Genomic DNA, 14,447 nt, shown 5'->3' on the forward strand with positions numbered 1-14,447 from the left:
AACGTGCGTGGCCGCCCGCCCCCCACCTCCCTGCGGTCCGCCGCACCGGATCCGACCCGCGCGAGGAGCACCGGGATGTCCTACGACCCGCCGCCGTCCCATCCGTACCCACCGCCGGACTCGTCACCGCCGTACGGCACCTACCCCTGGGTGCCGCGGCAGGACAGCGAACCGGCCGCGCGGCGTCCCCAGCGCCACGCCGCCCCCGGGCACCACAGCGACCTGCGGCTCCTGCGCAGCGCCTACCGCTGGCAGCGGCGCGTGGCCACGCTCACGGCCCTCGGCTACTTCGTCCTGTTCCTCATCCTGTCGGCGTTCGCCCCGTCGCTGATGACGAGCACCGTCACCGACGGCCTGCCCACCGGCCTGCTGCTCGCGCTGATCCAGGTCCCGGTGACCTGGCTGGCGATCGCCCTGTACGAGCAGACGGCCCGCCGCCGCGTCGACCCGATCGCGGACCGGATCCGCAGGCAGGCCGCGCTGGACACCAAGCGGGAGGCGACCCGGTGACCACCGAGTTCAGCGGGAACGCCCAGGCGATGTCCCTGGTCGGCTTCTCCGCCGTCGCCACCGTCACGCTGCTGCTGTGCGTGATGACCGGCCCCGACCGCGACGACCTGGACGAGTTCTACACCGGCTACGGCTCCCTTTCGCCCATGCGCAACGGCCTGGCGATCGCCGGCGACTACATCTCCGCCGCGACCGTCCTCGGCACCGGCGGCGTCATCGCCCTGTTCGGCTACGACGGCACCGTCCTGGCCCTGAGCACGGCCCTGTCGCTGATGCTGCTGATGTTCCTGCTGGCCGAACCGCTGCGCAACGCGGGCCGGTTCACCATGGGCGACGCGCTGACCCGCCGGACGCCCGGACGCGCCGTGCGGATCGCGGCCTGCGCGGTGACCCTGGCGGCGCTCATGCCGCTGATGCTGGTCCAACTGGCCGGGACCGGGCAGCTGATGGCGTTCATCCTCGGCTTCTCCGGCGAGTCGCTGCAGACGGGCTGCATCATCGGCGTGGGCGCCCTGATGATCAGCTACGCGGCGATCGGCGGCATGAAGGGCACCGCCCTCATCCAGATCCTGAAGATCGTGATGCTGCTCGGCTCCGGTCTGGTGGTCTCCGTGCTGATCCTCGATCGCTTCGACTGGAACCCGGGGGCACTGTTCGCCGCGGCCGCCGAGAACAGTGGCGTCGGCTCGGCGTTCCTCTCGTCCGGCCTGCAGTTCTCCGGCGGCCCCAGCCCCGGCCTGGACATGATCACCTCGCATCTGACGATCGTCCTCGGCGGCGCCTGCCTGCCCCACGTCACCATGCGCATGTACACCGCCTCCAGCGCCCGGCAGGTGCGGCGGTCCATGTCCTGGGCCGTGTCCGGCGTGGCCCTGTTCGTGCTGGTCATCACGGTCGTCGGCTTCGGCGCGACCGCGCTGGTCGGGCGCGCGGTGATCGCCCAGGTCGACCCGCAGGGCAACACGGCCTACCTGCTCGGCTCACAGGCGGCGTTCGGCGCCGACGTGTCGGCGGCGGAGACGTTCCTGTTCACCACCGTCACCACGGCCGTGTTCCTCACGCTGCTCGCCTCCGTCGCCGGCATGATCCTCGCCTGCGCCAACTCCCTCGCGCACGACGTGTTCGCGGCCCGGGTGCGGGAGATGTCCCCGCGCCGGGAGATGCTCCTGGCCCGCGTCTCGGCGCTGGCGGTGGGCGTGTGCGCGATCGTGCTGGCCACCCTCGTCCAGCACCGCAGCCTGCAGCCCCTGGTGACGCTGTCGTTCTGCCTGGGCGCCTCGGCCGTAGCGCCCGCGCTGGTCTACAGCCTCTTCTGGCGCCGCTACACCCGGGCGGGCCTGCTCAGCACCCTCATCGGCGGCTCGCTGGCCGTGCTGCTGCTGATGCCGGGCACCAATCTGGTCTCCGGCTCACCGGTCTCCGCCTTCCCCGAGGCGGACTTCAACTGGTTCCCGTTCACCACCACGGGCCTGCTCTCCATCCCCCTGGGCTTCGCCTGCGGCTGGCTCGGCACGATGGCCTCCGGCCGCCGCAAGTCGGAGGAGCAGCGGCATCAGTACGAGGCGGTGGAGGCCTGGATCCTGGCGGGCGCGGTGCGCAGGGAGGACTAGGCGGGCCGGCACCGCCTCACCGGCCCAACGCCTCACCGGCCCGACGGCCCGCGAGTGTTCACTCCGCCGCCTGCCCCGCCCATGCCGCCAGGCTGCTGTGCACATGGTCGATGTGAGCGCGCACGCCGTCCAGCTGGTCGGCGTGCGCGCGCAGCAGCCGTCGTGTCTCGCACTCGACCGCTTCCGCCCGGGCCCGGGCCCCGGCCAGCAGCTGTGCCGCACGTGCGTCGGCCTCTTCCGCCAGGCCGCGGGCCTCGGTCTCACCGTCGGCGAGGGCCTGCTCCGCCTCGGACAGTGCCTCTTCGGCGCGCGCCAGTTCCTCCGCGTACCGGACGTCGAGCGCGGCCGCCCGCTCGGCCTCCTCGCGCTCGGCCGCATCCCACCGCTCGGCATGTTCCTTCGCCTGCTCGGCGAGCATCCCGGAGGTGCGCTGCCGCATCTCCCGCAGCGCGGCCAGTGCCTCACCGCGCTGTTCCCCGGCCGCGCGCCCGGCCTCGCCCCGGATGTCGTCGGCCTCGGCACGTGCCGCGAGCAGCCGCTGCCGGGCCCGTTCACCGGCGTCGGCGCGCACGGCGTCGGCGCGCGCCCGTGCGGACTCGCGCACGCCGGCCGCCGACGCCCGCGCCGCTTCCACCTGTTGACGCGCCTGCCGACGCGCCCCCTCCCGGACCGCCGCGGCCTCCTGCTCCCCGAGTTCGAGAAGCCGGCGGGCCCGCTCCCCCAGCGTCTCGTAGGTCTGCGGCCGCAACCGCGCCACCGCGTTCCGCAACCGCCCCAGTTCCTCGTCCATCCGCCGGGCGAGCACGGTCAGCCGGGCGGCCCGCTCCCAGGCCGCGTCACGGTCCGCGGAAAGGGCCTCGGCGCAGGCGTCGACCTGTTCGGGACGGTAACCGCGCCCCCGCACGACCGGGAAGCCGTACGGGGACACCGAAGCGCTGCTCATCCTGGGGCCCCTCTCCACCACACCGACGCGACGCGAAACCGCCCGGGAACGGGACGATTTCGCGCACATCTTGGTGGATCAGACGGAAGTGTGCATAACGCGACACTCCGCACCGGGGTCACGGGCCCCGTCCGGCCCGGGCGGCCGTCAGCCCCACGTCGTGCCGGCGGGCTCCTGGACGGTCGTGTTGATGCGGTTGAACAGGTTCGTCAGCGCGATGGTGAGGATCAGCCCCGCCAGCTCCTTCTCGTCGAAGTGGTCGGCCACCTCGTCCCACAGGGCGTCCGGCACGGACTCCCCCGAGAGGTCCGCCAGCCGCGTCATCGCCTCGGCCAGCCGCAGCGCGGCCCGTTCGGTGTCCGAGAAGAAGGGCGCGTGCCGCCAGGCGGCGACGGCCGCGATGCGCTCCTCGCTCACCCCGGCCTTGCGGAGATTGACGGTGTGCCCGTGCACGCAGGCACCGCAGCCGTTGATCTGGCTGGCGCGCAGCCCGGCGAACTCCGCCACGTCCTGCCGCAGACCGCTCTCCCCGATCGCCTGCGACAGGGCGCCGATGCCCTTCATCGCGGCGGGAAGGACGAACGCCGGGTTCTTCATCCGTGCCTGCATGGTCTCTGCCTCCTGTGTCGGCGGTGCGTCGCTGTCACTGCACTGACGGAGCGAAGGAGGACGGTGTGACAGCCCGGCGGAGAAAAATCTCGTACCCGCGGGAAAAGAGCCGGGCCCGGTCGTACGAACGACCGGGCCCGGCTCCTCACGGCACGTCCGCCGTCACGGCGTCACGGCCTCACGACGTCACGGCGTCACAGCGTCACAGCAAGCCGTCCCACATCTGCTCCAGCAGCACCGACCACCAGCTCTCCGGCGAGCCGAGCGCCGCCGGGTCCAGCGCGGCCAGCTGCGCCTGGAAGTCGACCGTCCAGCGGCCCGCCTGCTCCTGGTTCAGGCCGAACCTGAGCCGCCACATCCGGCCGAGCAGCGCCAGACACCGCGCGAACTCCGGCAGCCCGGTGTTCACGAACTGCGGCGGCACGGGCGCCCCGCCCGGCCCGGCCTCCACCGGCACGGCGACGATGTTGGCGGTGCCGTACTGCACGCAGATCGCCTTGCCGAAGTCGCTGCCCATCACCAGGTACGAGCCCGCGTCCGAGGCCGGCTGCACACCGCGCTCGGCCGCCAGCTCCGCCAGCGTCGGCACGGGCCTGCCCGGCTGCGCCTGCGCCCAGAAGAACGGGCCCATGTCCAGCGGCAGCCCGGCAGCGACCAGCGTGTGCGCCACCACCGGCGGCACGCCCTGCCGGGACACGGCCGCCTGCTCGAACCGGAACACCCCCGGCCCGAACGCCGCCGCCAGCTCCTGCGCGATGGCCTCCGGCGGGATCGGCGGCACCGCCTGCACCGGCGGCAGCGGGGCCCGCACCGGCGCCGGACGCGCCGGCCCGTCCGCCACCTGGTGCAACTCGCCCTGGTGGACCAGCAGTTGCTGCATGCCCTGCTGCCGGCTCGCGTGGTCCGTGCCGTACGGCGCGATCGACGTGATCCGCGCCTGCGGCCACTGCTCCCGGATCATCCGCGCGCAGTACGCGCCCGGCAGCTCGCACGACTCCAGCTCGGTGTGCAGCTCCAGCACCTGGTCCGGCGGCACGTTCATGGCGCGCAGCTCGTGGAAGATCTGCCACTCCGGGTGCGGCGTGCCCGGCGCGGAACGCCGGATCAGCTGCTGCTCGGAACCGTCCTGCGCGCGGTAGCGCAGCACGGCCTGGTAGCCGGGGCCGACGGTCGGCTGCCCGGTGGGCTGCTGCGGGTAGCCGTACGCCGGGGGCTGCCCGGGCACGGGCTGACCGGGCGGCGGCGGCATGGCGCCGGGCGGCATCGCACCCGGCACCCCACCGTGCGGCGCCGGCGGCATGCCGGGGGCGCCCGGCGCGGCGGGGGGTGCGCCGGGGGCCTGCGGCGGCGGAGGCACGCCGGGGCCGCCCGCGGGGGGCGTGGCCAGCATGGTCTCCGCGTGGTGCACGGGCCCCGGACCGCCGGGCACGCCGGGAGCACCCGGCGGCTGCGGCGCGCCGGGCCGGCCGGGCGGAGCGGGCGGAGCGGGCGCGCCGGGTGCCTGCGGGGCGGGAGCCTGCGGCGCACCGAGCGCACCCGGCACACCGGGAGGCCCCGGCGGCTGCGGAGGCCGAGGCCCACCCGGACCCATCCGGCCGGGGTCGGCGAACATCGTGGCGGCGTGGTGAACTCCGCCGGGCGGCGTCCCGCCGGGAGCACCGGGCGCGCCGGGCGGATTCGGGACGCCCGGCGGCTGCGGCGCACCTGGACCACCGGGCGCGCCGGGCGCGTTCGCGGCCCCGGGAGGCTGCGGCGCACCCGGCCCGGAGGGGGCCCCGGGCAGACCCTGACCGCCGTGGCCGCCGAGGCCACCAGGCCCGCCGGGAGCTCCGGGACCACCAGGCCCGCCGGGGGCTTGAGAACCTCCCGGTCCTCCCGGTCCTCCCGGTCCTTCGGGTCCGAGCGCCGACACCATCTGCGTGGGCACGTAACCGCCCGCCGGCGTACCCGGCGCGCCGGGCCCCGACGGCGGAGGCGTGTCGCCCGGCCGCGCACCCGGCGTGCCCGGGGCACCCGGCGGTGGCGGCGTGGCCGGACCCGCACCCCGGCTGCGTCCCGGCGGCGGGGTCGCCTTGCTGGTCACCGCGTCGGCGATGTCCCCGGCGCTCGGCGCGGCGGCCCCCGGCCCGGCCGGCGGCTGCGGCACACCGGCGGGACCGGCGGGACCAGAGGACCCACCGGGCACACCGGCACCCCCGGGCCCCTGCGGATACCCGTACGGCGGGCCGCCCTGCGTGGGCGGAAGCGCGCTGCCGTGCGGCACACCGCCCGGCGGCGTACCCGGCCCGCCGGACGCGGCAGCCCCGGGCGCGTGGCCGTACCCCGGCCCCTCGGCCGCCGCCGCACCGGGCGCGTTCGGATCGTCGACCGCCGGCGACAGCGCCGTCGGCGGAAGCTGACTGCCGCCCGCCATGAGGGCCGTCTTCGCGTCGGGCGTCGTCGACGGCGGCGTACCCCCGTCGCTCTCGCTCAGCGGCGGCGCGAACACCGTCGCGGGCAGCGGTACGGAACGGTCGTCACCGGCATCGCCGTTGGTGTCCGTACCCGCCCACGGAGTCGCCCCGGCAGGCGCACCCGGGGCAGCCGGGCCGGCAGGGACTGCCGGAGCGTCCGGCGCACCCGGCACCTCCGGAACCCCGGACGCGTCCGACGCGACCCCCGCGTCACTCCCCCCGGCGGCCGGCCACGACGCGCCGCTGTCCGGCGCGGCAGGGGCACCCTCACGACCCGGGGCACCCACGGAGGCGCTCCCCGGGGCACCCACAGAGGCACCCTCCGAGGCACCCCCACCGCCGGACGTCGCCGTCCGGCGGTCCGGGATCCCCAGCTTGTCCGCCGCGTCCTGCAACCACTCCGGCGGAGTCAGCAGGAACGACGTCTGGTTCAGATCCACCCGCGCGGGCGCCGGCGCCGGCTCGTCCGCCGCGTCGGAACGGCCGTACTCCTCCTCGTACCGGCGGATCACCTCACCCACCGGCAGCCCGGGCCACAGCGTCGCCTCCCCGCTGTCCCGCGCGATCACCAGCCGCTGCGCGCCGCCGTCCGACCGCGGCCCGTCCGCCCGGTCCTCGGCCCACACCACGAACCCGAGGTCGAACTCCCGCACCCGCACCTCACGATGCTGGTACGACGGCACGTCCCCGTTGATCCACTCTTCCGCGCGCTCCTGCGCCTGTGCGAAGGTCACCATCGCCGCGTCACTCCCCCATACCCGGGGACGGCACCGCGTCCACCGGCACCACACGCGCGAACCCGCCGTCCACCATCAGGTTCGCCACCGTCTCCAACTCCGGCGGATTGCCGGCCAGCCGCGACAGGAAGACGTCGAAGTCGTCCCCGCACGGCAGCAGCAGCCGCTCCACCCGCTCCGCAGGCGGCAGCGAGGGATCCACGTCCCGCGCGTCGTCGTACGCGCAGAACCACACCGAACCGATCCGCTCGCCCTTCACCTTCACCGCGAGCAACCCGCCCTGGACGAAGGAGATCCCCAGGTAGTCCTTGGTGAGATGGTCACGCAGACACTTGTTCACGTACACCAGGTCGTTGACCGCCGCCTCGTCGCGGACCGTGAAGAACGGCTGGTCGACCAGCAGCCCCAGCTCCGCGTCGAGCGCGGCACCCACCGGCGCGCAGCCGCCCGCCGCCTTCAGGAACGACCGGTACGCCCCCGGCAGCCGATACCCCAGCTCCTCCTCGACGCCCTGCACCTGCGACTCCGTCACCGCCACACCCGACTTCGGCAGCCCGAAGTGCGCCGGACGCGTCTCCTGCAACGGCCGCGTCCCCCGCTTGGCGTGGTCGACACCCGACGTGGCCACCCCACCGTGGTGCCGCAGCAGCGCCTTCACCTCGACCGGGACCAGCTCCAGCCGCCGCGAGCCCGCCACGTGGTGCCATGTCCAGCCGTGCGGCGTCGCCACCGCCGGCACCGTGTCCCACAGCTCGTGCCCGGACGCCGCCAGCGCCGTGTTCGCCGACACGTAGTCGGTCAGCCGCAACTCGTCGACACCGAAGCCCTCCGGCGGCTCCGCGATCTCCGCGGCCGCACGCGCATAGGGCGAGAAGTCGGGGTAACCGCGCTCGTCCACCCGTACCCCTCTCGGGTGACGGGCCGCCCGGACCGGATCCGGGAAATGCACGACCTGCCCGGCGTAGGCCGCGTTCGGCGGCGCGGCTTGTTGCCCGAGCCGACCTGTCGTCATGGCGGTTGCCCCCTGCGGCACTCTGTACGACCCGTATTGACCACCCTTGGCGCACTACGGCCCGTATCGACTGTCACGTCCACTGTCTCGACTGCTGTGCGCCGCGGCGCACTTCACCGCACGCGCCCACCTCACGGATCACCCTCCGGTTCACTGCATCGATCTCCGAACGGATCACCGCATCGCCCGCGGTGCCGACAGCCTATGCGGTACGACGACACCGGTCACCGGCACCGGCCCGCACCCCCTTCCGCTTCCGTGACCAGGCGTCACCCCACCGTGACGGCACGCCCCGCTACGGGCGTGTCGCCCCGCCCCAGCTTCCGCACGAGCCACGGCATTTGGCAGTCTGTGACCTCCCGGGGGATGCACGGAGGGGAAGACGATCATGAACGCGACACAGACGGGACCCCACACGGGCCGGTCCGCCGACCCACGAAACGGCGCCCCACGCGCCGGCGACCCCCGCAACGCCGACCCGCGAACCGCCGACCCGCGAGCCGGCGACCCCCGCATCGGCTGGAGCGCCACCGAGGCCCCCCACGCCCCCGTCCTCCGCCACCGCCGCGACGGCATCCTCCCCACCGTCGCCGCCGCCCTCTCCGTCCGCGGCGCCACCCTCACCGGCACCGCCGCCCGCGGCGACACACCCCCCGCCCTCCACCCCCTCGTCCAGGACTTCCTCGACACCCTCACCAGCGACCAACGCGACCGCTTCACCGGCCGCTGCGCCGAAACCATCCTCATCTCCCGCCACATCGCCGCAGCCGACGCCGCCCGCAGCAAACGCGCCGCACGCAAACCCATGACCAACGGCGAGGCACGCAAAGCCCTCAAGCAGGCCAAACTCACCGCCCGCCGCATCCGCGAGGACGGCGACCCCCTCCACGGCAGCTTCGCCGCCCCCTGCCGCGCCTGCACCGCGCTCAGCGCCCACTTCGGCGTCCGCATAGTCGACCCGACACCCCGGAACTGACGCCCGGGCACCCCCATCCCCACCCCCCGCACGACCAGACACCCCGGCACGCCCACCCCACACACACGCGCGCCACCCCATGACCTCGACGAGACGAAGGGCAGATGCACACCGACCGCACCTCGACCACCCGCTTCGCCGTACCCGTCGACGCGGCCCTGCGCGCCGCCGGCTGGCAACCCGGACGCTGGGACATCAAACAAGCCGAGATCTGGGCCGACGCCCTGCGCGACCACGTCTCACCCGCCGGCCACCGCCACACCGTCTTCCCCGCCGCCGTCGAGGCCTGGGCCGAATTCGGCGGACTCCGCATCACCCCGACCGGCCCGGGCCGCCAGGTCGCCCCCGCGGCCCTCCACCTCGACCCGCTCCACGGCCTCCACATGGCCCGCACCCTCGGCGACCTCGGCCGCGCCCTCGGCACCGAGGTCTGCCCCCTCGGCACCGAGACCGACCACCAGGCACTCCTCGCCATCGACAGCGACGGCCGCGCCTACGCCCTCGACCACACCGGCGACTGGTACCTCGGCACCGACATCGACCAGGCCCTGACCACCCTCATCACCGGCGCCGCACCCGCCCGGCTCACCACCGGCTGAGCCGGGCCCCGGAAACAGCCCCGGCTACGACGCCGGAATCACCGCCGACACCCGGAAACCCCCCGCGTCCGTCGGCCCCGACACGAACACCCCGCCCAGCGCCGACACCCGCTCCTTCATCCCCACCAGCCCGTTCCCCCCGGACGGCAACCCCGCCGACGACGCCGCCCCCTCCCCCGGCGGCTCGTTCTCCACCTGCATCGCGATCTCCGACACCCGATGCGCCAGCCGCACGTACGTCTTCGCCCCCGCCGCGTGCTTGTGGACGTTCGTCAGCGCCTCCTGCACCACCCGGTACGCCGTCTGCTCCACCTCCGGCGCGTACGACCGGGCATCCCCCTCCACCGACAGGTCGACCACCATCCCCGCAGCGGCCGACTGCCCCACCAGCTCCTCGATCTCCGCCAGACACGGACCCTCGTCGTCCGCCGTCCGCGAAGCCGCCGCCGCCGCGGCCACCCCCACCGCCGCCAGCGGCGCCGACGCCGCCCGCACCCGCCGCTCGTCCCCGCCACTGCGCAGCACCCCGAGCATCTCCCGCAACTCGGTCAGCGCCTGCCGCCCCATGTCCCCCACCAGCGCGGCGTTCTTCACCGCCTTCTCGGGATCCTTCCGCGCCACCGCCTGCAACGCCGCCGCGTGCACCACCATCAGACTCACCCGGTGCGCGACCACGTCGTGCATCTCCCGGGCGATCCGCGTCCGCTCCTCGTTCCGGGCCCACTCGGCCCGCTCCTCCGCCCGCTCGGCCAGCAACTGCAGCTCCCGCTCCAGGCTGTCCGCCCGCTCCCGCAGACTCTCCATCAGCCGCCGCCGGGCCCCCACGTACAGCCCGAGCAGCACCGGAGGCGCGGTGAAGCCCAGCGACATCGTGATCGCCGCGAACGGCACGAACCAGTCACCCAGGTCCAGATCCCCGCGGACCATGTCCTGCCGCGTCTTCACGAACGTCACGATGAGCGTCCCCACCAGCGACATCCCCGCCAGTGAGGCGATGATCCGCCGCGGCAGCTCCGCCGCGGCGAGCGTGTACAGGCCCACAATGCCCAGCAGGAAACCCATCTGGGCCGGCGTGATGGCGATCGACACCAGCACCACGGCGATCGGCCACCGCCGCCGCACGACCAGCACGGCACCGGCCAGCACACCGAACACCACTCCCGCCGCGACCGGGACCCCCGCGTCCCTGGCGAACGGAATCCCTTCCAGCCCGCACTCCAGCGCGGACACCACGGCCAGACTGATATCGAACACGGCACTGCGCCGCCTGGCCCACCACCACGGCCCTCCCCGGGCCGTCACATGGTCTTCCCCCGTCGCGGTCATGCCTCCAGCCTACGGGCGCCCACCGCCGGTTTTCCGGTGAGTTTCCCGGACCGGCCCCCACCACACTCCGTGACCGATCGACCGCGAAACCACCCGATATCCCTCGAACTGCTGAACCGCTCACCGTTCGACCCCGGAACCCTCCATTCCGCCCGGACGGTATGTGTATGACACATGCCACCGGCAAATACACCGACTTCGAGGGCTTGCGAGAACGGGCGAGCCCCCGCCCGCCTGGACGAAACGCCCGAACGCCAAGGACGACCTCCGCGAGAGGGCGAGGGAGCTACGGCTCCAGGGTTGGACAGCGATCGGCGACCTGTCACCAAGAGAGCTTTTCCTGGCCGGTGTCGTTCTCTACTGGGCCGAGGGCAGCAAGGACAAGATGCACGGTCGGCAGCGCCGCGAGAACCTTCAGTTCATCAACAGCGACCCGAACGTCGTTCGCTTCTACCTGCGCTGGCTGGAGTCACTGGGCGTCGAACGCGAGCGCCTCCGGTTCCGCGTCTACATCCACGAGTCCGCTGACGTGGCGGCAGCCGAGAACTTCTGGGCCGAACTCGTCGGCCCGGACGCCGCAACCTTCCAGCGCACCCCACTGAAGAGGCACAACCCCAGAACCGTCCGCAAGAACGTCGGCGACTCCTATCGAGGCTGCTTGGCCATCTACGTAACCAGGAGCGCCGAGTTGTACCGTCGCATGGAAGGCGCCTGGTACGGCATAGTAGGGGCTGACTCCGCGGCCGATCTACCAAATCGGACATAGCGGTAATCCCGGGTCGTCTAAGGGCAAGACGTCAGATTTTGGTTCTGATCATGGGGGTTCGAGTCCTCCCCCGGGAGCCCATGCTCGGTTCGGGTCCTGACTGGCAAGCCCAGTCAGGACCCGCACTCATGTCGCCCCCAAAACCCCCCGGTATCCTGCGGATGTCACCCCCACCCCATCCACAGCCGAAGGGCATCCCGTGAGCGCCAACCGCCCGGCAGCCGTCGTCGTTCTCGCAGCGGGTGAGGGCACCCGTATGAAGTCGGCCACACCCAAGGTCCTGCACGAGCTCTGCGGTCGCAGTCTCGTCGGGCACGTGCTCGCCGCCGCGGGCGAGCTGGACCCCGAGCACCTGGTCGTCGTGGTCGGCCACGCGCGCGAGAAGGTCACCGCCCACCTCGGCGAGATCGCCCCCGGCGTGCGCACCGCGGTGCAGGCGGAGCAGAACGGCACGGGGCACGCCGTGCGGATGGGCCTGGAGGAGCTGGGCGGGTCCGTCGACGGGACGGTCGTGGTCGTGTGCGGGGACACCCCCCTGCTGACCGGCGCCACCCTGCGGGCCCTCGCCGAGACGCACTCCGCCGACGGCAACGCGGTCACCGTGCTGACCGCCGAGGTGCCGGACGCGACGGGCTACGGCCGGATCGTGCGGGACGAGGCCACCGGTGCCGTCACCGCGATCGTCGAGCACAAGGACGCCACGGACGCCCAGCGGTCGATCCGTGAGATCAACTCGGGTGTGTTCGCGTTCGACGGCCGGCTGCTCTCCGACGCGCTGAAGAAGGTGCGGACGGACAACAGCCAGGGCGAGGAGTACCTGACCGATGTGCTGGGGATCCTGCGGGAGGCCGGGCACCGGGTGGGTGCGTCGGTGGCCGGGGATCACCGGGAGATCGCCGGCATCAACAACCGGGTGCAGCTGTCGGAGGCGCGCCGGATCCTGAACGACCGGCTGCTGAACGCGGCGATGCTCGCCGGTGTGACCGTCGTCGATCCGGCCACGACCTGGGTCGACGTCACCGTGACGTTCGAGCAGGACGCGGTCGTGCACCCGGGTACGCAGCTGCACGGCTCGACGCACCTCGGTGAGGGAGCGGAGGTCGGTCCGAACGCGCGGTTGAAGGACACCCTGGTCGGGGCCGGTGCGCGCGTCGACAACACGGTGGCCGACGGCGCGGAGGTGGGCCCGGAGGCGACGGTCGGGCCGTACGCGTACCTGCGTCCGGGTACCCGTCTGGGTGCCAAGGGCAAGATCGGTACGTACGTGGAGACGAAGAACGCCGCCATCGGTGAGGGGACGAAGGTGCCTCACCTGTCGTACGTGGGTGACGCGACGATCGGTGAGTACACGAACATCGGTGCCGCGAGCGTGTTCGTGAACTACGACGGTCAGGAGAAGCACCACACGACGGTCGGGTCGCACTGCCGGACCGGTTCGGACAACATGTTTGTGGCGCCTGTCACGGTCGGGGACGGTGCGTACACCGCCGCCGGGTCCGTGATCACGAAGGACGTGCCGCCCGGTTCGCTGGCCGTGGCCCGTGGTCAGCAGCGGAATATCGAGGGTTGGGTGGCTCGTAAGCGTCCGGGCAGTGCTGCCGCGAAGGCGGCGGAGGCGGCGTTCCGGGAGCCGGCCGACGAGGGGTGACCGGAAACCGGTGCCTCAAACACGGCGTACGGTGATAAGTGCACACCCGCACCCCCACCAGCTGAGACGGCCTCCGGCAAGCCGGCTGCGAGGTCTCTCGACACCCAGCTGCGACACCTCTGAGGAGACAGTGCTGTGACCGGGATCAAGACGACCGGCGAGAAGAAGATGATGTTCTTCTCCGGCCGCGCCCACCCCGAGCTTGCGGAGGAGGTCGCCCAACAGCTGGGTGTCGGGGTCGTCCCGACGAAGGCCTTCGACTTCGCCAACGGTGAGATCTATGTGCGTTATCAGGAGTCGGCGCGGGGTGCCGACTGTTTCCTGATCCAGAGCCACACGGCGCCGATCAACAAGTGGATCATGGAGCAGTTGATCATGATCGACGCGCTGAAGCGTGCGTCGGCCCGCTCCATCACGGTCATCGTGCCGTTCTACGGTTACGCGCGGCAGGACAAGAAGCACCGTGGGCGTGAACCGATCTCGGCGCGTCTGATCGCGGACATGATGAAGACCGCGGGTGCGGACCGGATCCTGACGGTGGATCTGCACACGGACCAGATCCAGGGCTTCTTCGACGGTCCGGTGGACCACCTGTTCGCGCTGCCGCTGCTGGCGGACTACGTGGGCCGGAAGGTGGACCGGGAGAAGCTGACGGTCGTGTCGCCGGACGCGGGCCGGGTGCGGGTCGCGGACCGCTGGTGCGACCGGCTGGGCGCGCCGCTGGCGATCGTGCACAAGCGCCGGGACAAGGACGTCGCGAACCAGGTCACCGTCCACGAGGTCGTGGGTGAGGTGAAGGGTCGCGTGTGTGTCCTGGTGGACGACATGATCGACACGGGTGGGACGATCTGTGCCGCGGCGGACGCGTTGTTCGCGCACGGTGCGGAGGACGTGATCGTGACGGCGACGCACGGTGTGCTGTCGGGTCCGGCGGCGGACCGGCTGAAGAACTCGCGGGTGAGTGAGTTCGTGTTCACGAACACGCTGCCGACGCCGTCGGAGCTGGGCCGGGACCTGGACAAGATCTCGGTGCTGTCGATCGCGCCGACGATCGCGAGCGCGGTGCGTGAGGTGTTCGAGGACGGTTCGGTGACGAGCCTGTTCGACGAGCAGTAGGGGTCCCTGGTGGGGCTTGTGTAGATCGTTTTGGGTGCGGCCTCCGGGTCCGAGTAGACTGCTGCAGTTGCTCGGCGAGGGAGGCCGTTCCCGTTGTTTGGCGGGATGCGGCGGTCCGTTATCGACGCGCTCTTCGTAGCAG

The 14,447-nt window shown here is 72.8% G+C and carries 12 protein-coding genes and 1 tRNA gene; 8 read left to right on the forward strand and 5 right to left on the reverse strand.

The genetic code is table 11. The features are described 5' to 3' along the window. Positions 1 to 75 precede the first annotated feature (75 nt). Both ACF07N_RS25995 and ACF07N_RS26000 read left to right on the forward strand, forming a co-directional pair. A complete protein-coding gene (locus ACF07N_RS25995) occupies positions 76 to 510 on the forward strand; it encodes a DUF485 domain-containing protein (protein WP_392117232.1) in 435 nt (144 codons plus the stop codon). Next, a complete protein-coding gene (locus ACF07N_RS26000; protein ID WP_383345289.1) occupies positions 507 to 2,120 on the forward strand; it encodes a cation acetate symporter in 1,614 nt (537 codons plus the stop codon). The genes ACF07N_RS25995 and ACF07N_RS26000 overlap by 4 nt, the downstream gene beginning before the upstream one ends. A 58-nt stretch (positions 2,121 to 2,178) precedes the next feature. Here ACF07N_RS26000 and ACF07N_RS26005 read toward each other — a convergent pair whose 3' ends face one another. The 4 genes from ACF07N_RS26005 to ACF07N_RS26020 all read right to left on the reverse strand — a co-directional run bounded on the left by ACF07N_RS26005 (position 2,179) and on the right by ACF07N_RS26020 (position 7,874). After that, the gene (locus ACF07N_RS26005; RefSeq protein ID WP_392117235.1) at positions 2,179 to 3,063 is read right to left on the reverse strand and encodes a cellulose-binding protein; all 885 of its coding nucleotides are present in this window, start codon (positions 3,061 to 3,063) and stop codon (positions 2,179 to 2,181) included. A 147-nt stretch (positions 3,064 to 3,210) separates the two neighbouring features. Beyond that, positions 3,211 to 3,672 carry a carboxymuconolactone decarboxylase family protein gene (locus ACF07N_RS26010; protein WP_392117238.1) on the reverse strand — a complete coding sequence of 154 codons (462 nt, stop codon included), beginning with the start codon at positions 3,670 to 3,672 and terminating at the stop codon, positions 3,211 to 3,213. A 202-nt stretch (positions 3,673 to 3,874) separates the two neighbouring features. Beyond that, positions 3,875 to 6,862 carry an SUKH-4 family immunity protein gene (locus ACF07N_RS26015; RefSeq protein WP_392117241.1) on the reverse strand — a complete coding sequence of 996 codons (2,988 nt, stop codon included), beginning with the start codon at positions 6,860 to 6,862 and terminating at the stop codon, positions 3,875 to 3,877. A gap of 7 nt (positions 6,863 to 6,869) precedes the next feature. After that, entirely contained in the window at positions 6,870 to 7,874 is a 1,005-nt protein-coding gene (locus ACF07N_RS26020) for an SMI1/KNR4 family protein (RefSeq protein ID WP_383345280.1), read from the reverse strand. Positions 7,875 to 8,262: 388 nt separating this feature from the next. Between ACF07N_RS26020 and ACF07N_RS26025 the strand changes: the two genes are divergently transcribed. Together ACF07N_RS26025 and ACF07N_RS26030 are read left to right on the forward strand one after the other, a co-directional pair. Beyond that, the gene (locus ACF07N_RS26025) at positions 8,263 to 8,850 is read left to right on the forward strand and encodes a YwqJ-related putative deaminase (protein WP_392117244.1); all 588 of its coding nucleotides are present in this window, start codon (positions 8,263 to 8,265) and stop codon (positions 8,848 to 8,850) included. 104 nt (positions 8,851 to 8,954) lie between these two features. Then, the gene (locus tag ACF07N_RS26030) at positions 8,955 to 9,449 is read left to right on the forward strand and encodes an SUKH-3 domain-containing protein (RefSeq protein ID WP_392117247.1); all 495 of its coding nucleotides are present in this window, start codon (positions 8,955 to 8,957) and stop codon (positions 9,447 to 9,449) included. Between the two features lie 24 nt (positions 9,450 to 9,473). Here ACF07N_RS26030 and ACF07N_RS26035 read toward each other — a convergent pair whose 3' ends face one another. Continuing rightward, entirely contained in the window at positions 9,474 to 10,775 is a 1,302-nt protein-coding gene (locus ACF07N_RS26035) for a sensor histidine kinase (RefSeq protein ID WP_392117250.1), read from the reverse strand. A gap of 163 nt (positions 10,776 to 10,938) precedes the next feature. On the opposite strand from ACF07N_RS26035, the gene ACF07N_RS26040 reads away from it, so the two are divergent. The 4 genes from ACF07N_RS26040 (at position 10,939) to ACF07N_RS26055 (ending at position 14,305) form a co-directional block, all read left to right on the forward strand. Then, positions 10,939 to 11,541 (forward strand): hypothetical protein, encoded by a 603-nt coding sequence (locus ACF07N_RS26040; protein ID WP_392117253.1) that lies wholly within the window; start codon positions 10,939 to 10,941, stop codon positions 11,539 to 11,541. A gap of 6 nt (positions 11,542 to 11,547) precedes the next feature. Further along, positions 11,548 to 11,618 (forward strand) — tRNA-Gln (locus tag ACF07N_RS26045). 122 nt (positions 11,619 to 11,740) lie between these two features. Further along, positions 11,741 to 13,189: a bifunctional UDP-N-acetylglucosamine diphosphorylase/glucosamine-1-phosphate N-acetyltransferase GlmU gene (gene glmU, locus ACF07N_RS26050; RefSeq protein ID WP_392117256.1), complete on the forward strand. Its 1,449-nt coding sequence runs from the start codon at positions 11,741 to 11,743 to the stop codon at positions 13,187 to 13,189. 135 nt (positions 13,190 to 13,324) lie between these two features. After that, positions 13,325 to 14,305 carry a ribose-phosphate diphosphokinase gene (locus ACF07N_RS26055; protein WP_094053509.1) on the forward strand — a complete coding sequence of 327 codons (981 nt, stop codon included), beginning with the start codon at positions 13,325 to 13,327 and terminating at the stop codon, positions 14,303 to 14,305. The last annotated feature ends 142 nt before the right edge of the window (positions 14,306 to 14,447 follow it).

It is taken from the genome of Streptomyces sp. NPDC015242, assembly GCF_043079125.1.
Lineage (GTDB): Bacteria > Actinomycetota > Actinomycetes > Streptomycetales > Streptomycetaceae > Streptomyces.